Origin of the sequence: Bacteroides sp. AM54-2NS (genome assembly GCF_003602935.1) — a bacterium.
Classification (GTDB): domain Bacteria; phylum Bacteroidota; class Bacteroidia; order Bacteroidales; family Bacteroidaceae; genus Bacteroides; species Bacteroides xylanisolvens.
In genome coordinates, this window is record NZ_QTMZ01000008.1 from 1 (window position 1) to 25,662 (window position 25,662).

Consider the following 25,662-nt stretch of genomic DNA (forward strand, 5'->3'; position numbering starts at 1 on the left):
GGAATAGTGGCTTTCTCCTCTAAATAAAGAATAAAGCAAGTATCCTGAGAAACATGATTGACTAGGGTAAAGTAATCAAGGATTCCTGAAGGCAAGAACAAGCTTAAAGAAGCAACAGGATCAATCGTTTGGGAAGAGGATGTTTTCATGATGCAAAAATAAGAATTTTAACGCAATCCCCCAAGGTTTCAGACTGAGCCAATATTAGCCCGATTATTCAACCATATATAAATCAGAATTCATCAATCATAAATAAAAAAAGGTTGCCAATCTTATCGACTGACAACCTTATGTCTATATGGAGCGGAAAACGAGACTCGAACTCGCGACCCTAACCTTGGCAAGGTTATGCTCTACCAACTGAGCTATTTCCGCAAACTAAATTTCGTCATTCAGAATTCTGAAAGATGGGTGCCCAGAACAGGACTCGAACCTGCATGCCTCTCGACACACGCACCTGAAACGTGCGCGTCTACCAATTCCGCCACCTGGGCAAAACTTAGTTCCATTATTTCAAAGAAACAAGAGCGGAAAACGAGACTCGAACTCGCGACCCTAACCTTGGCAAGGTTATGCTCTACCAACTGAGCTATTTCCGCATTTCACTTTCATAAACTGTGAAGAGAAGGAGACTCGAACTCCCACGACATAACTGTCACTACCCCCTCAAAGTAGCGCGTCTACCAATTCCGCCACCTCTCCATAATTTTAAAGTTTAACCTTTGTGCCCAGAACAGGACTCGAACCTGCATGCCTCTCGACACACGCACCTGAAACGTGCGCGTCTACCAATTCCGCCACCTGGGCAAAGATTATTGTTCCAACATTTCAAAGAAACATGAGCGGAAAACGAGACTCGAACTCGCGACCCTAACCTTGGCAAGGTTATGCTCTACCAACTGAGCTATTTCCGCATTTTTTCGTTTGCGGTTGCAAAGGTAGGGATTTTCCGTAAACCTGCAAACATTCTGCATACTTTTTTCACAGAAATCTGTTCACTTTGCATCGACCGCAAAACAATCATTTTGATTATCAACTCATTCGGCCACGATAATCTTCATAAGAAAATTGCTTGTATATTTCAGCTTTCCCCTCTTTGGTCCAGATAGCAATGGCAGGATGGTGAATTCCGTTAAACATATTTGTCTTGACCATCGTATAATGAATCATATCTTCGAACACAATACGTTCTCCGATCTGCAAAGGATGATCGAAGCTCCACAATCCCATATAGTCACCGCTCAAACAGGAATTTCCTCCGAGACGATAAATATATTTTCCTTCGTTTCCCATTTCCGCACCACGCACGGCAGGCTGATAGGGCATTTCCAAACAATCAGGCATGTGGCAAGTGAAACTGACATTCAAAATAGCCGTCTTGATTCCACGACTTTCCACAATATCCACCACTTCGGAAGTCAGCACTCCCGTCTGCCAGGTAAAAGCCGAACCGGGTTCCAGGATAATTCGCAGATGAGGATGGCGTACTTTTAATCCTTGCAACAGTGTTATCAAATGTTCGATATCATAGTCTTTACGGGTCATCAGATGTCCACCACCGAGATTCAACCACTTTATCTGTGGAAACCAACGGGAAAATTTGGCTTCGAGATGTTCCAATGTACGTTCCAACTCATAGGAAGAAGATTCACAGTGACAATGGCAATGGAAGCCTTCAATGCCTTGCGGTAATACATCGGGCAACAAATCGGCTGTTATCCCAAAACGTGTACCGGGTGCACATGGATTATAAAGTTCTGTTTCCACTTCCGAGTATTCGGGATTTACACGAATACCACAAGAAATACCACTTCCTTCTGCCACCACCATCGGATAGAAACGCTCGAACTGCTGCATCGAGTTGAAAGTGATATGACTGCTGCAACGCATTATTTCAGGAAAATCCTGTTCCGTATAAGCTGGAGAATATGTATGTGCCTTACTTCCGAATTCTTCCAGTGCCAAACGGGCTTCATACACCGAACTTGCCGTAGAATGGTCTATATATTCACGGAATATAGGGAAAGAACGCCACATGGCAAACGACTTGAAAGCAAGAATAATCTCCACTCCCGCCCTGTCGGCTACGTTTTTTATCAAACACAGGTTCTTTCTTAAAAGTTCTTCTTCCATGATATAACAAGGAGAAGGAAACTGATTAAAATCTATCATATATAAAATTATTATCTGAACTGACGTCTTACGAACGTGGATGCAAAAGTACAAATTCAAAAGCAAAGAGGGATTGTTTTATTTTTAATTAAGATATTGGTTTTCGCGAACTTTTTCTTATTTTTACACCTTATATATTATAGTAAGTATTGTATCATCCTAAATACCCGATTAAAATGAATAAAGATTTAAGAAAAGTAGTGATTCTACTGGCACATCCTAACATCAAAGAATCACAAGCAAACAAAGCATTAGTTGATGCTGTCAGTGACATGGAAGGAGTGGCGGTTTTCAATCTTTACGAGCTGTCACAGGAAATTGCTTTCAATATAGATGAATGGAGTAAAATCATTTCCGATGCTTCGGCTGTCATCTATCAATTTCCTTTCTATTGGATGTCTGCACCGTCATTACTAAAGAAATGGCAGGATGAAGTCTTTACTTTTCTATCCAAGACTCCGGCTGTCGCCGGCAAACCGCTAACAGTAGTAACGACCACGGGCTCCGAATACGAGGCTTATCGCAGTGGAGGCAGAAACCGTTTCACTACGGACGAATTATTACGTCCTTATCAGGTAAGTGCTATTCATTCGGGAATGTCATGGCAAACCCCTATTGTGGTTTACGGAATGGGAACAGCAGACGCCGGCAAGAATATCGCTGAAGGAGCAAATTTGTATAAACAACGTGTGGAAATGCTTATCGGTAGCAGTAATGCAGGGAACAATTGGTAAGACTGTAAAAAGCGTAGCTTTATCCTATCTAAGCTACGCTTTACAGATGCTAAAGCATAGCTTTAGGTTTCACCAAACACTTGTATGCCCCGCCCTGAAATAGAGGTTACTTCTAATCATGACTTCAAACATTGGCTGTGCAAACAAAATGATTATATAAGATAGTGACGCTATCCCACCAACATAGTGACGGTATATGCACAGGATAGCGTCACTATCCAAGGCATATACCGTCACTATATTTAAACCGGATATTTCGGGCTTTTAACTCTAGTTTCCGCGCTGTGTAGGCAAGGTAAATTCCTGCGAATCACAAATCACCCCATTCTCGTCCGCCACTGCGACACGGAATGTCACTTCACCGTCTTTCAACCTTTCACCTGCATGGATCGAAGCCGTATAACGGATACCCTCACCCGGAAGAATTTCCTCAATCATCACCGAAGGAGAGATGCCGAGATGCTTCACCTTTCCTACCGTTTCTACCACAGGAACCACGTTATAGACAGGCTTTCTCCCTTCATTCATAATCTCAAAGATAATCTTGCTATTTTCTCCCGCATCAATCACATGACTACGATTATCATCAATGAAACGGATTTTGCGCAACTTCAGTTGAGAAATAGGCTGCTGCACTTGCGGCTGCTTCTTATACTTTTGCACACGTACTTCCCGCACTTCAGGAATATACGCATCTTCCTCTATCTGCTCTTGTCTCGGTGCCGTCAATGCGTTTCCAATAGCCGCACCGGCAATGGTTCCTACGATATTTCCAATAGCAGAGCCACGATAACCGCCCCTCCAGCCATGATTATTATCTCCGATAAGTCCGCCTATCGAACTTCCCAGACTACCTCCAATAGAAGCACCTGCCATGATAGCTCCCGGATTTCCCATACGCCCCGACGCACATCCACTCAAAAGCAAAGCGGAAAGCAAAATTACTGTTAGTTGTTTCTTCATGAGCCTCTCTATTTAGTGTTATTATTTATTCTACCACTTTAAAACGAGCGAAACGCAACAATAGTTGTTTGTCACCCGCATTTTTAAAATGAATAGTGGCTTTCGCATTGTCTCCCGTTCCTTCCACTTTCAGCACTTCGCCCAATCCGAAACGTTCGTGCTCTATCATCTGTCCGACTTGTACTCCTGCTACCGATGCTGAACCGGAAGACGCCATCTGCGCACTGCTACTTCCACCAACAGCACTTACCTTCTTCAAATTTCTCGGTACACTGGGAGCAATAATCTGTGCTTTCGGACGTTCACGCTGCTCGGAAGAATTACTACCGAAAGGCGCACGCGACGGAGAAGCAGAACGGGCAAATCCCCCTTCAATCTCCCTGCGAAAACGTCCCGCTCCTTCATCACAGCACGGCTCACTCCTGCTTCATGCGGCAACCGCAAGTAATCAACATCAATATCACGCAGGAAACGGCTGGGACTTCCAAACTCCATCTTCCGTAACGGAAACGGGTTTTGGCAAAAGACAGATAGCAATGTTCTTCCGCACGGGTAATAGCTACATAGAACAAGCGACGTTCTTCTTCCAGCGCCCGGGGAGAATCTCCTACCATCCCGCTGGGAAACAGATTTTCTTCCAGACCAACCACAAATACATTCTTAAACTCCAATCCTTTAGCCGAATGGACGGTCATCAACGTTATCTTTTCCCCATCATCCGCCTTGTCGGAGTCCTGATCGGTGAGCAACGCAATTTCCGAAAGGAAATCAGTAAGAGACACATTCGGATTGCCTTCCTCCTGCCGCAAAGCGCAGAAGTCATTCATACCATTCACCAACTCTTCTATATTTTCCTTACGACTTAGATTCTCGGGGGATGTGTCCTGACAAACATCATTGATAATACCGGACTGACGGATAATATCCGTTCCTATTTCATAAGCGTTCTTATCCGCCTGATCGGCAATGAAACCTTCTATCAGTTCACGAAAGCCCTGCAGTTTTGCATGAGTTCCTTTATTTATATCCAGTCCGTAACTTAAGGGTTCGCAGACTGCCGCCCAAAGACTTACGCCATGATTGGTAGCCGCTGATATAATCTTCCCGACCGTGGTATCTCCAATGCCACGAGCCGGATAATTGATGATTCGTTTAAACGCTTCTTCATCATTCGGATTCACCACCAAACGGAAATAAGCAATCACGTCTTTTATCTCTTTCCGCTGATAGAACGAGAGTCCCCCGTAAATCTTATAAGGCATACTCCGTTTCCGAAGAGCCTCTTCGAAAATACGACTTTGCGCATTCGTACGATATAGAATGGCAAATTCAGCATATCCGTAGTGATATTCCCGACGTAACTCCGCAATCTTATTAGCCACAATATCACCCTCTTCTACATCACTATACGCCTGAAACACACCGATGGGTTCCCCTTTTTCTTTCTCCGAGAACACGGCTTTCCGAATCTGACGTTCGTTCTTTTCAATCAGGCTATTGGCAGCACAAACAATGGTTTGCGTAGAACGGTAATTCTGTTCCAATTTAAAGACTTTCGTGTTGGGATAGATTTTCGTAAAATAGAGAATATTATCAATATCCGCCCCACGGAAAGAATAGATACTTTGCGCATCATCTCCCACCACACAGACACGTTGATTCTCCTTTGTCAGTTGCAGAACAATGCTATGCTGCGCATAATTCGTATCCTGATACTCATCCACCAACACATAACGGAACTGTTCCCGATAGCGTGCCAGCACTTCCGGAAAGTCACGAAACAGAATATAAGTATATACCAATAAATCATCAAAATCCATCGCTCCCGCCTGACGGCATCTGTCCCAATAACGGGTATAGATGTCACGGATAGCAGGCATCTTGGCAGCCATATCTCCTTCGTAAGCCTCTTTATTGGCAGCGTACCCCGTAGGAGTGACCAAATGGTTTTTTGCATTGGAGATGCGTGCCTGCACTACTCCCGGCTTATAAGTTTTCTCGTCCAACCCCATCTCTTTGATGATGGAACGGAGCAGGCTCTTACTATCAGCCGTATCATAAATGGTAAACTGGGAAGTAAATCCGATATATTGTGCTTCGGCACGAAGAATACGTGAGAAAATGGAATGGAAAGTACCCATCCACAAATAACGTGCCCGTTCCATACCTACCTGCCGGGCAATACGCTCTTTCATCTCGCGCGCAGCCTTATTAGTAAAGGTCAGCGCAAGGATATTCCACGGATTATACCCGTTCTCCTGCTCCAGCAAGTAAGCGATTTTATAAGTCAACACGCGCGTCTTCCCCGAACCCGCACCGGCTATCACCAGCGAAGGACCGTCATTATAAGTCACTGCTGCACACTGACTCTCGTTCAATTCATCTATATAATTGGTATTCATAACAGCATTATAAAAACAATGAGGATTTTTAACAAACCCTTGGCGTTCAAATTTGTTCTCAATACAAAAGTATAATATTCATTCGAGAATGAAGGTATTTTTATGAATTTTCATCACTAACTATTTTAACCTAACCCCAAAAAGCAATGAAAAGGAGTATATTTTTATCAATTATTTTAAGTTTGTTTCTGGTTGCCTGCATTCCACAGGCAATGGCACAAAAGCAGAGCCGCTTGGAAAAGCTGCTAAGGTATCTGAACGATAATGACGCCGACAAATGGCAGAAAAACCGTGATAAGATAGATGACGAGACGCAAACCTATTATGCCGAAGAACTGGCATTGTTGGACGTTCTCAACGGATTGTGGAACAAACAAAGTGAGCAAGCCGCCACCAACTATTTCGGCTGTTACGAACAAGCTACGAAAGCTTATTTTCCGAATATCTGCGAAGAAGAGAAAATACAGCTTTCCAACGTACAAGACAAAGCGGAACAGGCTGTTATCTCCATCCTGGAAGCATCGAAAGAGCAGATTCCCTTTAGCAAGACATTGATGGACAGCATCCAGTCAAGCGGCTATCCGGCAGACTCCGCCTTCTTGCAGAAGGTGCGGGACATCCGCGAACTGGCCCTACTGGAAGGGATGCTGAAAACACCTGCGCTGAACATCTATCAAACGTATATCACGGAGTATCCGAACGGCAAATTTATCTCTCAAATCAACACTGCGGAGAACAAACGGCTTTATCAGATCGTAAAGAGTAATCCGACCTCTGCGAATTTCAAAGCATTCTTTGATAATGCCGCCATGCAGAAATTCTTCACTGATAAAGATACACGTCCCTTCCTTTCGGAAGTCCGCACGTTATACGACGACTTTCTGTTTCAAGGGATTGACAGCCTCCGGGAGAAAGGAAACGCAACAGCTATCCGGCAGATTATTGACGAGTATAAGCAATCACCTTACCTGACTTCCACAGCACGTACGCACCTGGATGATCTTGAATATCTGAGTGAAAAAGCTGATTTTGAGCTTTTAAAACCTGCCATTGTCAGTTCCGAATCGTTAAGTATGTTGCAGGATTTTCTTTGCACACACAGATACAAGGAATTTCGCGACCAGGCCAACGCACTGCGGGCACCTTTTATTCTGCAAACAATCATATCCACCCCTACTTCCGTGAAATACTATAATGGAGGGCGATTGATAAAGTCCGCGGAAAACGACAGCACAGGAACCACCTCGACCACTTATTCGTATGACGATAAAGGACAGCTCGTCTCCACCCTGGCACTTACCATGAAGAACGGGCAGCCAAGTAATGAAATACAGACGAATAGATTATACGACCCGCAAGGTCACTGCATCTTTGAGGTACAAACGAATCCGAAAACCAAAACGGATCTCTACCGGCGGACACGCCGCATCGGTACCGATGGAAGTATTGAGAGTGATTCGCTCAAGTATGCAGACGGAAGAGTCGTCATAAGCTCCTACAATAAACAGGGATTATTGACCGAAACCAAAGAATATAATAAGAACGGAGAACTTCAGGCATACACCGCCAACAAATATGATGATAAAGGAAGATTGATTTCATCCCAACATCAAAACTTGCTTTTTGCCAATTCTCCGGATCAGGTTATTTCACAAAAAGAGGCTTATGAATACGATAAATACGGTTATCTGTCGCAGATTGTCTACCAACGGATTTTGGGTAATAACCAAAAAACGTCCGGATGCCTGACTTGCCTGTATGATAAATACGGGAACCGGATTGACGGCAATTCTTATTATGAATATGACAATACGGGCCAATGGGTCTGCCGGACCAACCGCGATCACCCGAAAGAGGTGGAACGTATACAGTACATTTACAAATAAAGTAAGATGCTGTGAACATTTTGCAGAAGGCTTCTGTTATTATAGTATAACAAGCCAATTAAAACTTGTAACATTATGAATACTATATTAATGTCTTTAATTATGATGACCATGACTTACGAAATGCCTAAACTTCCTTACGCAAACAATGCGTTGGAACCTGTAATCAGTCAGCAAACAATAGATTTCCATTACGGAAAACATCTACAAACGTATGTAAATAATCTGAATAGCCTCGTTCCCGGAACAGAATATGAAGGTAAAACGGTAGAAGAAATCGTTGCAACCGCACCGGACGGAGCTATATTCAATAACGCCGGACAAGTATTGAATCACAATCTGTACTTCCTGCAATTTGCCCCGAAACCCTCAAAGAAAGAACCGTCAGGCAAACTGGGAGAAGCCATCAAACGTGACTTCGGTAGCTTTGAAAACTTCAAGAAAGAATTCAACGCAGCAGCAGTCGGATTGTTCGGTTCAGGATGGGCCTGGCTATCCGTTGGGAAAGACGGTAAACTGAAAATCACGAAAGAAGCCAACGGCAGCAATCCGGTACGTGCCGGTTTGAAACCACTTCTCGGATTTGACGTTTGGGAACACTCCTATTATCTGGATTATCAGAACCGCCGCGCCGACCACGTAAATGCCCTGTGGGACATCATCGACTGGGATGTGGTTGAAAAAAGAATGTAACCGGATTTACTAGCAAAGCTATACTTATGAAAAAGGTCGTTGTGTTTTCACAGCGACCTTTTTTACAGACTAAAAAAACAAACTTTTATTGTATATCAAACGCATTAGTTGTATTTTTGCAACCCATAAACTAGCATAACAAACAATTATGGTACTATATAAAAGAAAAGAGATACGATTTATTGTCTCCATTGCCGTTCTTCTTTTCTTCCCCCTTTTCTGCAACGCTGCCGCCACAGAAGAACCAGAGGAAGAGATCCTGTTCATTACCTCATACAATTCTGACACTAAATATACCTACGATAACATCAGCACATTTATAGAAACCTACACCCAGTTGGGAGGAAGATACTCGACCATTGTAGAAAACATGAATGCGACGGATTTAACGCAGGCACACCAATGGAAAAAAACATTAACCGATATTTTAGACAAACATCCGAAAGCTAAATTAGTAATTCTTTTGGGTGGTGAAGCATGGAGCAGTTTCCTTCATCTTGAAGATGAGAAATATAAACAGCTTCCTGTTTTCTGCGCAATGGCATCACGCAACGGCATCCGTATTCCGGAGGATTCAATCGATATGCGGAACTATAATCCTGTAAGTATCAACTTAACGGAACGAATGAAGGAGTACAACGTAAAATACTGTGATACATACGAATATAACATCAGCAAAGATATCGAAATGATACAGGATTTCTACCCGGACACAGAGCACCTGGTATTTGTATCGGATAATACCTATAACGGACTTGCCGAACTGGCATGGTTCAAGAAAAACCTGCAACATTTCCCGCAGTTATCCATCACCTATATTGACGGTCGCATCCACACACTCGATATGGCTGCCAATCAATTGCGCAATCTTCCCAGAAACACAGCAATGCTTCTTGGTATCTGGAGAATTGACAGCCGGGGGATCACTTACATGAACAACTCCGTTTATGCTTTTTCCAAAGCCAATCCTCTCCTGCCTGTGTTCAGTATGACTTCCACCGCAATAGGCTATTGGGCCATCGGAGGATATGTCCCGCAATATGAAGGAGTGGGAAAAAATATGGGAGAATATGCTTACCGCTTTTTAGACCAGAAGGAAACGGGTATCAGCAGCATCAATGTCTTACCCAACCGATATAAATTTGACGCGAAGAAACTAAAGGAATGGGGATTTGAAAACAAGAAGTTGCCTGTCAACTCAATGGTTATCAATCAGCCTATCCCCTTCTTTGTAGCCTACAAGACAGAAGTGCAATTTATCCTGATTATCTTCCTCGTATTAGTAGGAAGTCTGATGATTTCCCTGTATTACTATTACCGGACGAAAATCCTGAAAAATCACCTTGAAAGAACCACGCAACAATTGCGGGAAGATAAAAAGAAACTGGAAGAGTCTGAAATCGAATTACGTGACGCCAAAGAGCGCGCCGAAGAAGCTAATCAATTAAAAAGTGCTTTTGTCTCGAATATGAGCCATGAGATACGGACACCTTTAAACGCAATTGTCGGTTTCTCCAGCCTGATTATCGGTTCGGTAGAGCAGAATGATGAATTGAAAGAATATGCGGATATCGTCCAGACTAATTCCAATTTATTGCTCCAACTGATTAGCGATGTACTGGATATATCACGCCTGGAATCAGGAAAGCTGCAATTCAACTATGAATGGTGCGAGCTGGTGAACCATTGCCAGAATATGATTACCCTCACCAACCGGAACAAGACAGTGGATGTAGACATCAAACTCCAAATGCCTAAGGAGCCTTACATGCTCTACACGGACCCGTTGCGTCTGCAACAGATTATTATCAACCTGCTGAATAATGCCTTGAAATTCACTCCTGCCGGAGGAAGTATCACGCTGGATTATGAAGTGGACGAAGAAAAGCAATGTATGCTGTTCTCGGTGACAGATACCGGCACGGGAATCCCCGAAGATAAACAGGAACTCGTATTCCAACGTTTCGAAAAGCTGAATGAATTCGTGCAAGGTACAGGGTTGGGACTGGCTATCTGTAAACTGACCATCCAATATATGGGAGGTGATATATGGATTGACAAGAGCTACAAAAATGGCGCCCGATTTATCTTTTCTCATCCCATCAAAAAACAGGAATCAACAGAAAAATGAAAAAAAATCGACTGATTTAGTGTTTTTCTGTTTCTTTTTCGCTTACTTTGCTCCCGTAAAGACAAAGGGGTGCCCCATGAGGGGCTGAGATTATACCTAGGAACCTGAGGCAGTTAATACTGACGTAGGGATTGTGTTTCTTCTTATCGCCTTTCCATTTAAGCACGCTCTTTGTATTTACTTTCAACTTATTTATTCTGATAGGACAATGAAAGTACAAGTGAACAACAAAGAGGTGGAAATGTCTCCTGACTCTACCCTTACACAACTGACAGCACAGCTCGAACTTCCGGTTCAAGGCATTGCTATCGCCGTAAACAACAAAATGATTCCCCGTATCGAATGGGAGTGTTTCATTCTACACGAGAACGATAACCTGGTGATTATCAAAGCGGCTTGCGGAGGATAAGGAGATGATTAGTCTACAATTTATCACGCATCAGACCGAACGGTATTCGTACCTCGAATCGGCACGTATGGCACTCGAAGGCGGATGCAAATGGATCCAGCTACGTATGAAAGACGCTCTTCTCGAAGAAGTGGAAGCAGTAGCCCTGCAACTGAAGCCGCTTTGCAAAGAGCACGAAGCAATCCTGATTCTGGATGACCACGTCGAACTGGCCAAAAAGCTGGAAGTGGACGGTGTGCATCTAGGCAAAAAGGATATGCCTATCGACCAAGCCCGCCAAATACTTGGTGAAGCCTTTATTATCGGTGGCACTGCAAACACTTTCGAAGATGTCGTACAGCACTATCGTGCCGGAGCCGATTATCTCGGCATCGGTCCTTTCCGGTTTACTACCACTAAAAAGAATCTAAGCCCTGTACTGGGTTTGGAGGGCTATTCTTCTATTCTTTCACAGATGAAGGAAGCGAATATCGAAATCCCCGTTGTAGCTATCGGGGGAATCACTTTTGAGGATATTCCTGCCATACTTCATACAGGAGTAAATGGAATAGCCCTGTCAGGAACTATTCTCGGAGCAGATAATCCGGTAGAAGAAACACGTAGAATCATTGAAAGTGATCTATAATTTGTCAAATGATAAATGGAATTTGAATTCAGACAGAAGAACAAAAGAACATAAAAGCTGCACTTAGATAATTATTTCTACTGTTTTATTTTTGTTCTTATGTTCTTCTGTCTCAAAAAATCAGCATTTAAATAATCAACTAAAATATATAGAATGGAAAAGTTAGTAATTGCGGGACGCGAATTTAGCTCCCGTCTTTTTCTGGGAACAGGAAAATTCAATTCCAATGAAGTAATGGAACAAGCTATTCTGGCTTCGGGTACGGAAATGGTAACTGTTGCCATGAAACGAATCGACATGGATAACAAAGAGGACGACATGCTGAAACATATCATTCATCCGAATATTCAGTTATTGCCCAACACCTCCGGTGTACGTAACGCGGAAGAGGCTGTTTTCGCCGCGCAACTGGCTCGCGAAGCTTTTGGAACAAACTGGCTGAAACTGGAAATTCATCCAGACCCGCGCTATCTGCTCCCCGACTCTATCGAAACACTGAAAGCTACGGAAGAACTGGTGAAAATGGGCTTTATCGTGTTACCTTATTGCCAGGCTGACCCTGTACTCTGCAAACGGCTGGAAGAAGCAGGCGCAGCTACCGTTATGCCGCTCGGTGCACCCATCGGTACGAACAAAGGATTGCAGACAAAAGAATTCCTGCAAATCATTATCGAACAGGCAGGTATCCCGGTGGTAGTGGATGCCGGTATCGGCGCGCCAAGCCATGCTGCCGAAGCAATGGAACTGGGAGCTTCCGCTGTATTAGTGAATACTGCAATAGCCGTTGCCGGAAATCCGGTAGAAATGGCTAAAGCATTCAAAGCAGCTACAGAAGCCGGAAGACAGGCTTACAAAGCAGGATTAGGATTACAAGCCGTCGACTTCGTAGCAGAAGCAAGTTCACCTCTAACGGCTTTTCTTGATTAAAACAAATAAACTATGGAACAAAAAATAAAATTCCCCCGCTCGCAGAAAGTCTATTTACCCGGTAAACTTTATCCGAATATCCGCGTTGCCATGCGGAAAGTGGAGCAAGTGCCCAGTGTCAGCTTTGAAGGCGAAGAAAAGATAGCAACACCAAATCCGGAAATATATGTATATGATACCAGCGGACCGTTCAGTGATGCAGAAATGAACATTGACCTCAAAAAAGGACTGCCCCGCATGCGTGAAGAATGGATCGTGAGTCGTGGTGACGTGGAACAGTTGCCTGAAATTACTTCGGAATACGGACAAATGAGAAGAGATGATAAAAGTCTCGATCACTTACGTTTCGAACACATCGCCCTGCCCTACCGTGCTAAAAAAGGAGAAACAATCACCCAAATGGCGTATGCCAAAAGAGGAATTATCACTCCTGAAATGGAATACGTAGCGATCCGCGAAAATATGAATTGTGAGGAACTGGGAATTAAAACTCACATTACCCCCGAATTTGTTCGTCAGGAGATTGCGGAGGGACGTGCTGTACTACCGGCCAACATCAACCACCCGGAAGCTGAACCGATGATTATCGGACGTAACTTCCTTGTAAAAATCAATACGAACATCGGAAATTCGGCTACTACCTCCAGCATTGATGAAGAAGTGGAGAAAGCACTGTGGAGTTGCAAATGGGGTGGAGACACGTTGATGGATCTTTCCACAGGAGAAAACATCCATGAAACACGTGAATGGATTATCCGCAATTGTCCCGTACCGGTAGGCACTGTTCCTATTTATCAGGCACTTGAAAAAGTGAATGGCATAGTGGAAGACCTCACCTGGGAAATCTACCGGGACACATTGATTGAACAATGTGAACAAGGGGTCGATTACTTTACCATCCATGCAGGGATTCGCCGTCATAATGTTCATCTTGCCGATAATCGCTTGTGCGGCATTGTCAGCCGTGGAGGAAGTATTATGAGTAAATGGTGCCTCGTACACGATCAGGAAAGTTTCTTATACGATCATTTTGACGATATCTGTGATATTCTGGCACAATATGACGTAGCCGTGTCATTAGGTGACGGACTTCGCCCGGGTTCTATCTACGACGCAAACGATGAAGCGCAGTTTGCCGAACTCGATACCATGGGAGAGCTGGTGCTCCGTGCCTGGGATAAGAATGTTCAGGCATTTATTGAAGGCCCCGGACACGTTCCGATGCATAAAATTAAAGAGAACATGGAACGTCAGATTGAAAAATGCCATGACGCCCCTTTCTACACGCTCGGCCCGTTGGTGACGGATATTGCTCCCGGATACGACCATATCACTTCTGCTATCGGTGCCGCACAAATCGGATGGTTGGGGACGGCTATGCTTTGTTATGTCACCCCGAAAGAACACCTTGCCTTACCTGATAAAGAAGACGTACGCGTAGGAGTTATTACCTACAAGATAGCCGCTCATGCCGCTGACCTGGCAAAAGGACACCCGGGTGCACAGGTAAGGGACAACGCATTGAGCAAAGCTCGTTATGAGTTCCGCTGGAAAGACCAGTTCGACCTGTCTCTCGATCCGGAACGGGCGCAGACCTATTTCCGTGCAGGACACCATATCGCTGGAGAATATTGTACGATGTGCGGACCTAATTTCTGTGCAATGAGACTATCACGTGATCTAAAGAAAAGTGCCAAAGGCAATAAATAATGAGTGGGGAGAAACAAAACGTCGGGCCACTGACCTACCTCTCTCCCCTCATTTTAATTTTCAATTTTTAATTTATAATTGAATAAAATGTTCTCAGACGAATTAGAAAAAATATCCTGGGAAGAGACGACAAAAGCCATCTATTCCAAAACAGATGCTGACGTACGCCGTGCGTTGGGTAAAAAAGAGCATCTGGATGTCAACGACTTTATGGCGCTGATTTCACCTGCCGCCACTCCTTATCTGGAAGTGATGGCACGCCTTAGTCAGAAATATACAATGGAACGGTTCGGTAAGACAATCTCTATGTTTGTACCGCTCTACCTGACTAATTCATGTACCAATTCCTGTGTCTATTGCGGTTTTCACATCAGCAATCCGATGAAGAGAACGATATTGACAGAGGAAGAGATTGTCAATGAATACAAAGCCATCAAACGGTTGGCTCCTTTTGAGAATCTACTGCTTGTAACCGGTGAAAACCCGGCCGCAGCAGGTGTTCCATACATTGCCCGGGCGTTGGATTTGGCAAAGCCTTACTTCAGCAACCTGCAAATTGAAGTAATGCCTCTTAAAATGGAAGAATACAAAGAGCTGACCAATCATGGCCTGAACGGAGTGATCTGTTTTCAAGAGACTTACCATAAAGCAAATTACAAAACGTATCATCCAAGAGGCATGAAGTCAAAATTCGAATGGCGTGTAAACGGCTTCGACCGCATGGGACAGGCAGGTGTACACAAGATTGGTATGGGTGTCCTGATCGGTCTGGAGGAATGGCGAACCGACGTAACGATGATGGCTTATCATCTGCGCTATTTACAGAAGCATTACTGGAAAACGAAATATAGCGTAAACTTCCCGCGTATGCGCCCGTCTGAAAATGGTGGATTCCAGCCGAATGTAGTCATGAATGACCGGGAACTCGCCCAACTTACATTCGCCATGCGAATCTTCGACCATGATGTAGATATCTCTTATTCTACCCGTGAGAGCGCAGAAATCCGAAACCACATGGCAACACTTGGCGTAACCACCATGAGTGCGGAAAGTAAAACTGAACCGGGAGGCTATTTCAGTTATCCTCAAACCCTGGAACAATTTCACGTAAGTGATGAGCGAAAAGCAATTGAAGTGGAACGTGATTTGAAAAAACTGGGTCGTGAACCCGTCTGGAAAGATTGGGATCAGTCTTTTGATTTTAAAAGATAAACAAATGCGATACGACAGACAAATTATACTTCCCGAAGTCGGAGAAGAAGGTCAGAAGAAACTGCAGGAAGCCAAAGTGCTTATTGTAGGCGTGGGAGGGCTGGGCTCTCCCATCGCCCTCTACCTAGCAGGTGCTGGTGTGGGATGCCTGGGGCTGGTAGATGATGACTTGGTAAGCATCACCAACCTACAACGACAAGTGCTCTATTCCGAAAAGGAATTAGGTAAACCAAAAGCTATCTGTGCTGCGGAACGGCTCTCCGCTCTTAACAGTGAGATCGAAATACACCCCTACGCTGCCCGGCTGACGAAAGACAATGCGTATGATATCATTCAGGAATATGATATAGTGGTGGATGGCTGCGACAACTTTGCCACCCGTTACCTGATTAACGACATTTGCATTAAACAGAAAAAAACCTACGTATATGGTGCTATCTGCGGTTTTGAAGGACAGGTTTCTGTGTTCAACTACGGAAATCAAAAGAAAAACTACCGGGATCTTTATCCCGATGAAGAAGAAATGCAACGGATGCCTCCTCCACCCAAAGGAGTGATGGGAGTTACTCCTGCCATTGTAGGGAGCATTGAAGCTACGGAAGTATTGAAAATAATCTGTGGCTTTGGTGATGTTTTAGCCAGCGAACTATGGACAATTGACCTGCGGACACTGCAATCTAACAAATTTTCACTATAAAGGTTGGTTTCTGACATAGTTAATTAGTAACTTTGCTAAACAATCCAATTTTAACAAAAGAAATGAAACTAATTGTAGTTACCACCCCTACTTTCTTCGTCGAAGAAGATAAGATTATTACCGCTCTTTTCGAAGAGGGGCTGGATGTCCTACATCTTAGGAAGCCGGAGACTCCGGCTATGTATTCGGAACGGCTATTGACACTTATTCCGGATAAATATCACCGTCGCATCGTTACACATGAGCATTTTTATCTGAAAGAAGAATTCAACCTGATGGGAATCCACCTGAATGCACGTAACCCCAAAGAACCGCATGATTACTATGGTCATATCAGTTGTTCCTGCCATTCAGTGGAGGAGGTAAAAAACAGAAAGCACTTTTACGACTATGTTTTTATGAGCCCTATCTATGACAGTATCTCTAAAGTGAATTACTATTCAACATACACTGCCGAAGAGTTACGCGAAGCACAAAGAGCCAAGATTATCGACTCGAAAGTGATGGCATTGGGAGGTATCAATGAAGACAATTTATTGGAGATTAAGGATTTCGGTTTCGGAGGAGCTGTCGTCTTAGGAGATCTCTGGAATAGATTCGACGCTTGTCAGGACCAAAATTATTTAGCCGTAATCGAGCATTTCAAAAAGCTGAAGAAACTATCAGATTAATAAATATAGCCGATCATAAAACTAACTGGTTATGCTTCCTCATTTTATCCAATAAGAGAAGTGTTTTTCCCAATCATGAAATATTAAAAAAGCCGTTGCGAATTACCTTCTGCAACGGCTTTCTATATTTTCAGTGTTTTCTTATCAGAACTTATATCCTACAACAATAGAAAAGTTCATGTTTTTAGGATTACCAACTTTTTGTACGTCAACTAAACCGAACTGACCTTCCAAACCTGCAATGATTTTACCAAATTCCAATGCAACTCCTACACCAAGACCTGCATCAAAACGCTTCAAAGCATCGTCACCAAACGTATCTTCCTTATACTCTACATTACCCATATCCATTTTCGATTTTCCTGCAATTCCACATGCCAAATAAGGACCTGCATTAACCACAAGATTAGTATTGTCTGCAACATTAAAACGAGCAGCAGCCATTACAGGTAATTCCAAATAATAAGCGTTGATAGTCAATTCATCTTTTTTGGCACCTTTGCTAGTCAGGTATAATGAAGGCTGCAATGACCATGTATCATTAAAAGCATATTCAAAACCTCCACCAAGTTTGAAACCAATCTTAGCATTCATATCAGTATCTCCAGTGTAATTACTGATGTTCATACCTACCTTGGCATTCCAACCTGTAATTTGAGAAAAACCTGCTACTGAAATCAGCGCAAATAAAACAAACAAAACACTCTTCTTCATAATTTTAAAGTTTTAAATTAATACTAAAGGTTTTTATTGACCTTATTGTTTAACAATGCAAATGTATAATTGTAATTTGTATTAAACAACTTTTTCGTTAACAAGTGCGTAATTTATAGAGATTATACATAAAAAAAGGGAATTCCCTATTTTTGAGAACTCCCTTTCCTATTTTGTTGAATTACTTTTCTTCTTATCAGAATGCGTAGTGGAAACCAATTGAAAGGTCTTCGCTAGTAAGTTGAAGACCAAAAGAATCTCCAAGAGTGTTTATATTTCTACGATATCCAAGGAAACCATACTTGGCAATAAAAGAGAAGTGATCGTTCAATTTAACAGCAATACCCGGTCTAAGTCCCACTTGTCCTGCTTTGCTAGTGTCTCCGTCTTTAACTTTCACGAAACCAACAGCAGCAGTTCCGTCCAAGAACAAACGAACAGCGCCTGTTTCGCAATAAGACCAACGAATGTACGGAGCTACAAATACTGAATTTTTAGTTACTCCTCCATCATAATTGTGTGAATAGTCTAATTCAGCACCCAGCGCCCATGTTTCATTAAAGTTATATCCGATTTCCGGAGCAATTTTAAAAGAAGTAGTGTTGCCTGTGCTGTTACGCCAAACGTTCAAAGATCCGCCTACGTAAATGTCTTGTGCTTTTACAGCGATAGTTGCTAACATCACAACTACCAATAATAAACCCTTTTTCATTTTCTTTGTTTTTTTAATTAAACGTTAGACCCCAATTCGGTCGATTGATTTCTGGGGTGCAAATGTAAAGCAGTTTTTACGAATGAACAAATATTTGGTTAGTTTTTTATAATAAATACCAAATAAATGTTTGACAGAGGCTCTACACATCATATTATATAGCAGCACAAAATTCTTGCTATCGATTCTTATTCAAATATATTGCATGTAGTGAGTGTCGTCATACCATAATAAGCCAAAGGATTTAAGAAGTAATGAGGACTGTTTCTTTAAGATTTAGTATCTTTGACGGGTGGTAAGCCTTTCAGCCATCAGACACAGACTGACATTGTATAGTGTAAAATGCTTCGATATTATGAAAGTAAAGGCAATAAAACAGTTAGTTTAAACGATTGGTTATGTCAATAGAAATAAAGTATTTCGAGAACAGAAAAGATTGGCGAAAGTGGTTGAATGACAACTTTGAGACTGCCAATGAAGTTTGGTTTGTATTTCCCAGCAAGTCTTCAGGCGAAAAAAGTATCACATACAACGACGCTGTTGAAGAAGCTCTTTGTTTCGAGTGGATTGACAGTACGATAAAATCGCTCGACAAAGAACATAAAATTCAGCATTTCACACCCAGAAACCCTAAAAGTACCTATTCGCAAGCTAACAAAGAAAGACTTAAGTGGCTATTGGAAAATAAAATGATACACCCCAAATTTGAGGATAAAATACGAACTGTATTATCTGATCCTTTCATCTTCCCCAATGATATAATTGAAAAATTGAAGGAAGATAAAACAATCTGGGAAAACTATCTCCATTTTTCCGACGCATATAAACGTATCCGAATTGCATACATTGAAGCAGCCAGAAAACGACCTGAAGAATTTGAAAAGCGATTAAACAACTTTATCAATAAAACGAAAGAAAATAAAAAGATCACAGGATTTGGTGGAATTGAGAAATACTATTAATCCCAACTAAAAATCAATGATAATCTAAAATAAAATAGACTGCAAATACTTTCACAAGTATTTACAGCCTATTTATCAGATAGTTAAGTACCTAACCAGCGTATTTGACTATCCTTCTATCGCTGCCTGAGCGGCCGCCAGTCTGGCAATCGGCACTCTAAATGGAGAACAACTAACGTAGTTCAGACCTACCCGATGACAGAACTTCACAGAAGAAGGCTCACCACCATGTTCACCACAGATACCACATTTCAAATCCGGACGGATAGCACGGCCTTTTTCTGTCGCCATACGTACCAGCTGTCCCACACCATTCTGGTCGAGAACCTGGAACGGGTCTACTTTCAAAATCTTCTTTTCCAGATAAACAGGAAGGAAAGAAGCTATATCATCACGAGAATAACCGAAGGTCATCTGCGTCAAGTCATTTGTACCGAATGAGAAGAACTCGGCAGAAGAAGCAATACGGTCGGCAGTCAAAGCAGCACGCGGGATCTCGATCATTGTACCTACTTTGAAGTCAATACTATCTCCTACTTCCTCAAACAATTTCTTAGCTTCCGAGCGAATCACATTTTCCTGCTCCTTGAATTCATACAAGATACCGGTTAACGGAACCATGATTTCCGGATGAGTTTCCACTCCTTCTTTCTTCAGTTCCAATGCAGCACCCAAAATTGCACGTGTCTGCATTTGAGTAATTTCAGGATAAGTATTACCTAAACGGCAACCACGGTGACCCAACATCGGGTTATGTTCACACAGTGATTCTACACGTTGCTGGATATATTGCAGGCTTACACCCATCGTATCCGCCATTTCCTGCTGTCCCTTCAAATCGTGAGGAACGAACTCATGCAAAGGAGGATCGAGCAAACGAACGGTCACCGGGCAACCAGCCATTGCTTTAAAGATACCTTTGAAGTCTTCTTGTTGATATGGAAGAATCTTAGCCAATGCTTTCCGACGTCCTTCTGCATTTTCCGCCAGGATCATTTCACGCATTGCTTTGATCTTTTCGCCTTCGAAGAACATGTGTTCTGTACGGCAAAGGCCGATACCTACTGCACCGAAGTTACGTGCAACTTCCGCATCATGAGGAGTATCCGCATTGGTACGTACCTGCAAACGAGTATATTTATCAGCCAGTGTCATCAATTCGGCAAAGTCGCCGGAAAGCTCTGCTGCTTTCGTTTCTACCTTACCATTATATACTACACCTGTACTTCCGTTCAAAGAGATATAGTCACCTTCTTTCAGCAATACCCCATCAATCTCTACCGTACGGTTTTTATAATCAATATTCAATGCACCTGCACCCGATACGCAGCATTTACCCATACCACGAGCCACAACAGCCGCGTGAGAAGTCATACCGCCACGAGCCGTAAGAATACCTTCGGCCACTGCCATACCGGCCAAGTCTTCTGGAGAAGTTTCGATACGCACCATCACCACACGTTTACCGGCAGCATGCCATTCGGCAGCGTCATCAGCAAAGAATACGATCTGACCGGTTGCAGCACCCGGAGAAGCCGGAAGACCACGGGTCAACACTTTGGCTTTCTTCAAAGCATCCTTATCGAATACAGGGTGGAGCAATTCATCAAGTTTATTCGGTTCCACGCGCATCAAAGCAGTCTTTTCGTCAATCATACCCTGACGGAGCAAGTCCATAGCAATCTTTACCATGGCAGCACCTGTACGCTTACCGTTACGTGTCTGGAGGAACCAGAGTTTACCTTCCTGTACGGTGAACTCCATGTCCTGCATATCTTTATAATGATTTTCCAGTTTAGTCTGAAGAGCATCCAGTTCTTTATAGATTTCCGGCATTGCTTCTTCCATTGAAGGGAATTTAGCAGCACGAACATCTTCGGTAATGCCAGCCAATACAGCCCAACGTTGAGAACCAATCTTAGTGATCTGCTGTGGAGTACGGATACCTGCCACTACATCTTCACCTTGTGCGTTAATCAGGTATTCACCATTGAAAAGATCTTCGCCTGTACCGGCATCTCGTGAGAAACAAACACCTGTAGCCGATGTATCACCCATATTACCGAACACCATAGCCTGTACATTGACAGCTGTACCCCATTCATCAGGTATACCTTCCATCTTACGATAAAGAATAGCGCGTTCATTCATCCATGAATCAAATACAGCACAGATAGCTCCCCAAAGTTGTTCGTATGCACAAGTCGGGAAATCTTTTCCGGTCTGTTCTTTTACAGCGGCCTTGAATTTCTTTACGAGTTCCTGCAAGTCTTCCACTTTCAACTCGTTATCCAGTTCTACCCCTTTCGCTTTCTTCACCTCTTCGATGATAGCTTCGAACGGGTCAATATCATCTTTATTGGTAGGCTTCATGCCCAACACAACGTCACCGTACATCTGTACAAAACGACGGTAAGAGTCCCATGCAAAACGTGCATTACCCGTTTTACGGATAATACCTTCCACCACTTCATCATTCAATCCGAGGTTCAGGATCGTATCCATCATACCCGGCATAGATGCGCGTGCACCGGAACGTACAGATACCAACAAAGGATTTTCAACATCACCGAATTTAGATTTCATCAACGCTTCCACATGAGCGATCGCTTTTACAACTTCATCTTTCAGCAACTCAACCACTTTATCACGTCCTAACGTATTGTATTCCGTACAAACATCTGTAGTTATTGTGAATCCGGGAGGGACAGGAATTCCGATTAAATTCATTTCAGCAAGGTTGGCTCCCTTACCACCGAGCAAATTCTTCATGTCAGCCTTTCCTTCTGCCTGACCATTACCAAAGGTATAAACTCTTTTTTTATCCATAATATTGTGTTTAAAGTTACATTATGACTTTTTTCTGTTCGCAAATCTAAGGATATTTCGCAAACTTGAAAACTTTTTGCGAAAAAACTTTCTATCAAAATGCAATTTCGACATTACAATCCGGAATATTTCTGTATACCCGAATTTTTTCCAAAAAAAATACCTACTTTTGCAAAGTAATTATTAGACTGGTGTAAAAGTGGCAAGAAAGAAAAAAGAGCTTCCCTTATTGGAGAAGGTAACAATCATGGATGTGGCTGCCGAAGGAAAAGCCATCGCAAAAGTAAACGACCTGGTGATTTTTGTTCCCTATGTAGTGCCGGGTGATGTTGTAGACCTGCAAATCAAGCGTAAAAAGAATAAATATGCCGAAGCTGAAGCGGTGAAGTTTCACGAGCTGTCGCCCAATCGCGCTGTTCCTTTCTGCCAACATTATGGCGTATGCGGTGGCTGCAAGTGGCAAGTGCTCCCCTATTCAGAGCAGATCAGATATAAGCAAAAGCAAGTGGAAGATAATTTGAGACGTATCGGAAAGATCGAACTTCCCGAGATTTCTCCGATTCTCGGTTCTGACAAAACGGAGTTTTACAGAAACAAACTGGAATTCACCTTTTCAAATAAGCGCTGGTTGACAAACGAGGAAGTTCGTCAGGACGTGAAATACGATCAGATGAATGCGGTAGGTTTCCACATTCCGGGAGCATTCGACAAAGTACTGGCTATTGAGAAATGCTGGTTGCAGGATGATATATCCAACCGCATCCGGAACGCAGTACGTGACTACGCTTACGAACACGATTATTCTTTCATCAATCTGCGCACACAGGAAGGTATGCTGCGGAATATGATTATACGCACATCTTCCACAGGGGAACTGATGGTAATCGTCATTTGCAAGATTACAGAAGATCACGAAATGGAACTGTTCAAGCAATTACTCCAATTCGTAGCGGACTCTTTCCCCGAAATCACTTCGCTTCTATACATTATTAATAATAAGTGCAACGATACCATCAACGATTTGGACGTTCACGTATTTAAAGGGAAAGACCACATCTTTGAAGAAATGGAAGGCTTGCGTTTCAAGGTCGGCCCGAAATCATTCTATCAGACTAACTCGGAACAGGCTTATAATTTATATAAGATAGCCCGTAACTTTGCCGGATTAACAGGAAACGAACTGGTATATGACCTTTATACAGGAACAGGAACAATTGCCAATTTCGTTTCACGCCAAGCCCGCCAGGTGATCGGTATTGAATACGTGCCGGAAGCTATTGAAGACGCAAAGGTGAATGCAGAAATCAATGATATCAAGAACGCAATTTTTTATGCCGGTGATATGAAAGATATGCTGACGCAGGATTTCATCAATCAGCATGGGCGCCCCGACGTAATCATCACAGACCCTCCCCGTGCCGGTATGCACCAGGATGTGATTGATGTCATTTTGTTTGCGGAACCGAAACGAATTGTATATGTTAGTTGTAATCCTGCTACTCAAGCGCGGGATCTGCAATTACTGAATGAAAAGTATAAGGTGAAGGCTGTTCAGCCCGTAGATATGTTCCCTCACACTCATCACGTAGAAAATGTGGTGTTGCTGAAACTTCGATAAAGAGTTCACCACAGATTAGCACAGATTATAATAATCAGTAATAAAAATCTGTGTTAATCTGTGTAATCTGTGGTGAAAAATAAATTCTCAAAAGAAAAAAGAAATGAAAAAAAGACCTAGAAGAACTCCTGCTGAAAAAGCACGTGCTCAATATACCAATTATGCAGTCAAAGAGCCCATGGAATTAATGGAGTTCCTGGCTGCCAAGATGCCGGATGCAAGTCGCACGAAATTAAAATCGTTGTTAAGCAAGCGGGTCGTGTTTGTTGATAATGTGATAACCACGCAATTCAACTTTCCCCTTGAAGCAGGCATGAAAGTGAAAATTAGCAAGCAAAAGGGAAAGAAAGAATTTAATAACAGATTGCTGAAGATTGTATATGAAGACGCCTATATCATTGTCGTCGAAAAGATGCAGGGACTTCTATCCGTCAATACGGAGCGTCAGAAAGAGCGCACTGCCTACACGATACTGAATGAATATGTGCAACGCTCCGGACGTCAATTCCGTGTGTTTATCGTTCACCGCTTAGATAGAGATACTTCCGGTCTGATGATGTTTGCCAAAGATGAAAAAACGCAGCGGACACTACGCGACAACTGGCATGAGATAGTGACCGACCGCCGATATGTAGCCGTAGTGGAAGGTAGTATGGAAAAAGACTATGATACGGTCGTTTCCTGGCTGACTGATAAAACGCTTTACGTAAGTTCCAGTGAATATGATGACGGTGGATCAAAATCTATTACCCACTATAAGACAATCAAACGCGCTAACGGATATTCTCTGTTGGAACTCGATTTGGAAACTGGCCGAAAGAATCAGATTCGTGTACACATGCAGGATTTAGGCCATCCTATTATCGGCGACGGAAGATATGGAAGAGAAGATTCTCCCAACCCTATCGGACGATTGGCACTCCATGCCTTCAAACTTTGTTTCTATCATCCGGTAACGGGAGATTTAATGGAGTTCGAGACGCCTTATCCGGCGGAATTTAAGAAGTTGTTTTTGAAAAAATAAATTCCTATATTCAAAAAACAAAGCCAGAATCATGATTGACTCTGGCTTTATTTTTAATCTTTATCACTGTTTTATTGACGACGCATATAGAATGGCTGTCCATCTATTCTATCCCTAAAATCCCGCCAATTATTATACCATGTTCCACTAAAGGTCTATCGGTAGCTTCCGCACCCCAAATATAGGCATAAGTGCCATCACCATAAAAATATAATTCCATTGAATTATATCCTCCATCAATCCATCTCCACTCAAAAACCAAATAATTCGGATCACCGGCAGAACCAATTGTTCCTTGATTTCTCGCGTTAAAAGTCATAAGCGTACCTCTTCCCCAGGTATATGCCCCGAAATCAATCTCTTCATTCGTATACCACTCACCAGGCAGATTAAATTCTGTCTCGTCTTCACTTTCACACGAAGTAAAGCCAACCAATAAAGTCAGCATCATCAAGATACCCGCATATTTCTTTATCATTTCCATAATTCTCTAGTTTATTGCGTTTATTAATACAAAATTAGCGTTTTTTATTTACTATACATTACAAGCCACAAGTTTTTTGTACCTTTG

19 protein-coding genes, 6 tRNA genes, 2 pseudogenes and 1 riboswitch are annotated in these 25,662 nt (G+C 42.8%); of the genes and pseudogenes, 14 read left to right on the forward strand and 13 right to left on the reverse strand.

The window, feature by feature from the left end; genetic code table 11:
- Positions 1-299: 299 nt before the first annotated feature.
- The 7 genes from DXA05_RS07125 to nspC all read right to left on the reverse strand — a co-directional run bounded on the left by DXA05_RS07125 (position 300) and on the right by nspC (position 2,172).
- Positions 300-375 (reverse strand) — tRNA-Gly (locus DXA05_RS07125).
- Positions 376-412: 37 nt separating this feature from the next.
- A tRNA-Leu gene (locus tag DXA05_RS07130) sits at positions 413-494 on the reverse strand.
- 32 nt (positions 495-526) lie between these two features.
- Positions 527-599 (reverse strand) — tRNA-Gly (locus DXA05_RS07135).
- 19 nt (positions 600-618) lie between these two features.
- Positions 619-702, reverse strand: a tRNA-Leu gene (locus DXA05_RS07140).
- A 23-nt stretch (positions 703-725) separates the two neighbouring features.
- A tRNA-Leu gene (locus DXA05_RS07145) sits at positions 726-807 on the reverse strand.
- A gap of 34 nt (positions 808-841) precedes the next feature.
- Positions 842-914, reverse strand: a tRNA-Gly gene (locus tag DXA05_RS07150).
- A 118-nt stretch (positions 915-1,032) separates the two neighbouring features.
- The gene (nspC, locus tag DXA05_RS07155) at positions 1,033-2,172 is read right to left on the reverse strand and encodes a carboxynorspermidine decarboxylase (RefSeq protein ID WP_118408859.1); all 1,140 of its coding nucleotides are present in this window, start codon (positions 2,170-2,172) and stop codon (positions 1,033-1,035) included.
- Positions 2,173-2,348: 176 nt separating this feature from the next.
- On the opposite strand from nspC, the gene DXA05_RS07160 reads away from it, so the two are divergent.
- A complete protein-coding gene (locus tag DXA05_RS07160) occupies positions 2,349-2,906 on the forward strand; it encodes an NAD(P)H-dependent oxidoreductase (protein WP_008015701.1) in 558 nt (185 codons plus the stop codon).
- 270 nt (positions 2,907-3,176) lie between these two features.
- Here the strand turns inward: DXA05_RS07160 and DXA05_RS07165 are convergent, their stop codons facing one another.
- Both DXA05_RS07165 and DXA05_RS07170 read right to left on the reverse strand, forming a co-directional pair.
- Positions 3,177-3,869: a glycine zipper family protein gene (locus tag DXA05_RS07165; protein WP_128858977.1), complete on the reverse strand. Its 693-nt coding sequence runs from the start codon at positions 3,867-3,869 to the stop codon at positions 3,177-3,179.
- Positions 3,870-3,894: 25 nt separating this feature from the next.
- Positions 3,895-6,271: pseudogene (locus tag DXA05_RS07170) on the reverse strand (UvrD-helicase domain-containing protein).
- Positions 6,272-6,417: 146 nt separating this feature from the next.
- On the opposite strand from DXA05_RS07170, the gene DXA05_RS07175 reads away from it, so the two are divergent.
- From DXA05_RS07175 to DXA05_RS07220, 10 genes are all read left to right on the forward strand, one after another.
- Positions 6,418-8,157, forward strand: coding sequence for an RHS repeat protein (locus DXA05_RS07175; protein ID WP_128858978.1), 1,740 nt, complete (start codon positions 6,418-6,420; stop codon positions 8,155-8,157).
- Positions 8,158-8,232: 75 nt separating this feature from the next.
- Positions 8,233-8,850 carry a superoxide dismutase gene (locus DXA05_RS07180; RefSeq protein WP_049702641.1) on the forward strand — a complete coding sequence of 206 codons (618 nt, stop codon included), beginning with the start codon at positions 8,233-8,235 and terminating at the stop codon, positions 8,848-8,850.
- A gap of 148 nt (positions 8,851-8,998) precedes the next feature.
- Positions 8,999-10,981, forward strand: a complete 1,983-nt coding sequence (locus DXA05_RS07185) for a HAMP domain-containing sensor histidine kinase (RefSeq protein ID WP_117683499.1) — start codon at positions 8,999-9,001, stop codon at positions 10,979-10,981.
- Between the two features lie 55 nt (positions 10,982-11,036).
- Positions 11,037-11,129, forward strand: a riboswitch (TPP riboswitch).
- Between the two features lie 60 nt (positions 11,130-11,189).
- A complete protein-coding gene (gene thiS / locus DXA05_RS07190) occupies positions 11,190-11,390 on the forward strand; it encodes a sulfur carrier protein ThiS (protein ID WP_055234653.1) in 201 nt (66 codons plus the stop codon).
- A 4-nt stretch (positions 11,391-11,394) separates the two neighbouring features.
- A complete protein-coding gene (locus DXA05_RS07195) occupies positions 11,395-12,015 on the forward strand; it encodes a thiamine phosphate synthase (protein WP_004313164.1) in 621 nt (206 codons plus the stop codon).
- Between the two features lie 153 nt (positions 12,016-12,168).
- Positions 12,169-12,942, forward strand: coding sequence for a thiazole synthase (locus DXA05_RS07200; RefSeq protein ID WP_128858979.1), 774 nt, complete (start codon positions 12,169-12,171; stop codon positions 12,940-12,942).
- Positions 12,943-12,954: 12 nt separating this feature from the next.
- Positions 12,955-14,652 (forward strand): phosphomethylpyrimidine synthase ThiC, encoded by a 1,698-nt coding sequence (gene thiC, locus DXA05_RS07205; RefSeq protein ID WP_128858980.1) that lies wholly within the window; start codon positions 12,955-12,957, stop codon positions 14,650-14,652.
- 87 nt (positions 14,653-14,739) lie between these two features.
- Positions 14,740-15,864, forward strand: a complete 1,125-nt coding sequence (gene thiH / locus DXA05_RS07210) for a 2-iminoacetate synthase ThiH (protein ID WP_055234661.1) — start codon at positions 14,740-14,742, stop codon at positions 15,862-15,864.
- 4 nt (positions 15,865-15,868) lie between these two features.
- Positions 15,869-16,561 carry a HesA/MoeB/ThiF family protein gene (locus DXA05_RS07215; RefSeq protein WP_055234663.1) on the forward strand — a complete coding sequence of 231 codons (693 nt, stop codon included), beginning with the start codon at positions 15,869-15,871 and terminating at the stop codon, positions 16,559-16,561.
- Between the two features lie 62 nt (positions 16,562-16,623).
- Positions 16,624-17,232: a thiamine phosphate synthase gene (locus DXA05_RS07220; protein WP_004313169.1), complete on the forward strand. Its 609-nt coding sequence runs from the start codon at positions 16,624-16,626 to the stop codon at positions 17,230-17,232.
- 144 nt (positions 17,233-17,376) lie between these two features.
- On the opposite strand, the gene DXA05_RS07225 is transcribed toward DXA05_RS07220, so the two are convergent.
- Both DXA05_RS07225 and DXA05_RS07230 read right to left on the reverse strand, forming a co-directional pair.
- Complete coding sequence (locus DXA05_RS07225) at positions 17,377-17,946, reverse strand: porin family protein (protein WP_004313170.1); 570 nt, start codon at positions 17,944-17,946, stop codon at positions 17,377-17,379.
- A 196-nt stretch (positions 17,947-18,142) separates the two neighbouring features.
- Entirely contained in the window at positions 18,143-18,658 is a 516-nt protein-coding gene (locus DXA05_RS07230; RefSeq protein WP_004313171.1) for an outer membrane beta-barrel protein, read from the reverse strand.
- Positions 18,659-19,056: 398 nt separating this feature from the next.
- Between DXA05_RS07230 and DXA05_RS07235 the strand changes: the two genes are divergently transcribed.
- Positions 19,057-19,620 (forward strand): YdeI/OmpD-associated family protein, encoded by a 564-nt coding sequence (locus DXA05_RS07235; RefSeq protein WP_008022672.1) that lies wholly within the window; start codon positions 19,057-19,059, stop codon positions 19,618-19,620.
- Positions 19,621-19,728: 108 nt separating this feature from the next.
- On the opposite strand, the gene ppdK is transcribed toward DXA05_RS07235, so the two are convergent.
- Positions 19,729-22,449 carry a pyruvate, phosphate dikinase gene (gene ppdK / locus DXA05_RS07240; RefSeq protein ID WP_015531005.1) on the reverse strand — a complete coding sequence of 907 codons (2,721 nt, stop codon included), beginning with the start codon at positions 22,447-22,449 and terminating at the stop codon, positions 19,729-19,731.
- Between the two features lie 247 nt (positions 22,450-22,696).
- On the opposite strand from ppdK, the gene rlmD reads away from it, so the two are divergent.
- Together rlmD and DXA05_RS07255 are read left to right on the forward strand one after the other, a co-directional pair.
- Positions 22,697-24,067 (forward strand): 23S rRNA (uracil(1939)-C(5))-methyltransferase RlmD, encoded by a 1,371-nt coding sequence (rlmD, locus tag DXA05_RS07250; protein ID WP_229037639.1) that lies wholly within the window; start codon positions 22,697-22,699, stop codon positions 24,065-24,067.
- Positions 24,068-24,170: 103 nt separating this feature from the next.
- Complete coding sequence (locus DXA05_RS07255; RefSeq protein ID WP_004312314.1) at positions 24,171-25,091, forward strand: RluA family pseudouridine synthase; 921 nt, start codon at positions 24,171-24,173, stop codon at positions 25,089-25,091.
- A gap of 71 nt (positions 25,092-25,162) precedes the next feature.
- Here the strand turns inward: DXA05_RS07255 and DXA05_RS07260 are convergent.
- Positions 25,163-25,575 (reverse strand): annotated as a pseudogene (locus DXA05_RS07260) (hypothetical protein).
- Positions 25,576-25,662: the final 87 nt, after the last annotated feature.

Coding starts and splice junctions, on each gene's coding strand:
- nspC (WP_118408859.1), bottom strand. CDS start 2,172: ATGATAGATTTTAATCAGTTTCCTTCTCCTTGTTATATCATGGAAGAA.
- DXA05_RS07160 (WP_008015701.1), top strand. CDS start 2,349: ATGAATAAAGATTTAAGAAAAGTAGTGATTCTACTGGCACATCCTAAC.
- DXA05_RS07165 (WP_128858977.1), bottom strand. CDS start 3,869: ATGAAGAAACAACTAACAGTAATTTTGCTTTCCGCTTTGCTTTTGAGT.
- DXA05_RS07175 (WP_128858978.1), top strand. CDS start 6,418: ATGAAAAGGAGTATATTTTTATCAATTATTTTAAGTTTGTTTCTGGTT.
- DXA05_RS07180 (WP_049702641.1), top strand. CDS start 8,233: ATGAATACTATATTAATGTCTTTAATTATGATGACCATGACTTACGAA.
- DXA05_RS07185 (WP_117683499.1), top strand. CDS start 8,999: ATGGTACTATATAAAAGAAAAGAGATACGATTTATTGTCTCCATTGCC.
- thiS (WP_055234653.1), top strand. CDS start 11,190: ATGAAAGTACAAGTGAACAACAAAGAGGTGGAAATGTCTCCTGACTCT.
- DXA05_RS07195 (WP_004313164.1), top strand. CDS start 11,395: ATGATTAGTCTACAATTTATCACGCATCAGACCGAACGGTATTCGTAC.
- DXA05_RS07200 (WP_128858979.1), top strand. CDS start 12,169: ATGGAAAAGTTAGTAATTGCGGGACGCGAATTTAGCTCCCGTCTTTTT.
- thiC (WP_128858980.1), top strand. CDS start 12,955: ATGGAACAAAAAATAAAATTCCCCCGCTCGCAGAAAGTCTATTTACCC.
- thiH (WP_055234661.1), top strand. CDS start 14,740: ATGTTCTCAGACGAATTAGAAAAAATATCCTGGGAAGAGACGACAAAA.
- DXA05_RS07215 (WP_055234663.1), top strand. CDS start 15,869: ATGCGATACGACAGACAAATTATACTTCCCGAAGTCGGAGAAGAAGGT.
- DXA05_RS07220 (WP_004313169.1), top strand. CDS start 16,624: ATGAAACTAATTGTAGTTACCACCCCTACTTTCTTCGTCGAAGAAGAT.
- DXA05_RS07225 (WP_004313170.1), bottom strand. CDS start 17,946: ATGAAGAAGAGTGTTTTGTTTGTTTTATTTGCGCTGATTTCAGTAGCA.
- DXA05_RS07230 (WP_004313171.1), bottom strand. CDS start 18,658: ATGAAAAAGGGTTTATTATTGGTAGTTGTGATGTTAGCAACTATCGCT.
- DXA05_RS07235 (WP_008022672.1), top strand. CDS start 19,057: ATGTCAATAGAAATAAAGTATTTCGAGAACAGAAAAGATTGGCGAAAG.
- ppdK (WP_015531005.1), bottom strand. CDS start 22,449: ATGGATAAAAAAAGAGTTTATACCTTTGGTAATGGTCAGGCAGAAGGA.
- rlmD (WP_229037639.1), top strand. CDS start 22,697: ATGGATGTGGCTGCCGAAGGAAAAGCCATCGCAAAAGTAAACGACCTG.
- DXA05_RS07255 (WP_004312314.1), top strand. CDS start 24,171: ATGAAAAAAAGACCTAGAAGAACTCCTGCTGAAAAAGCACGTGCTCAA.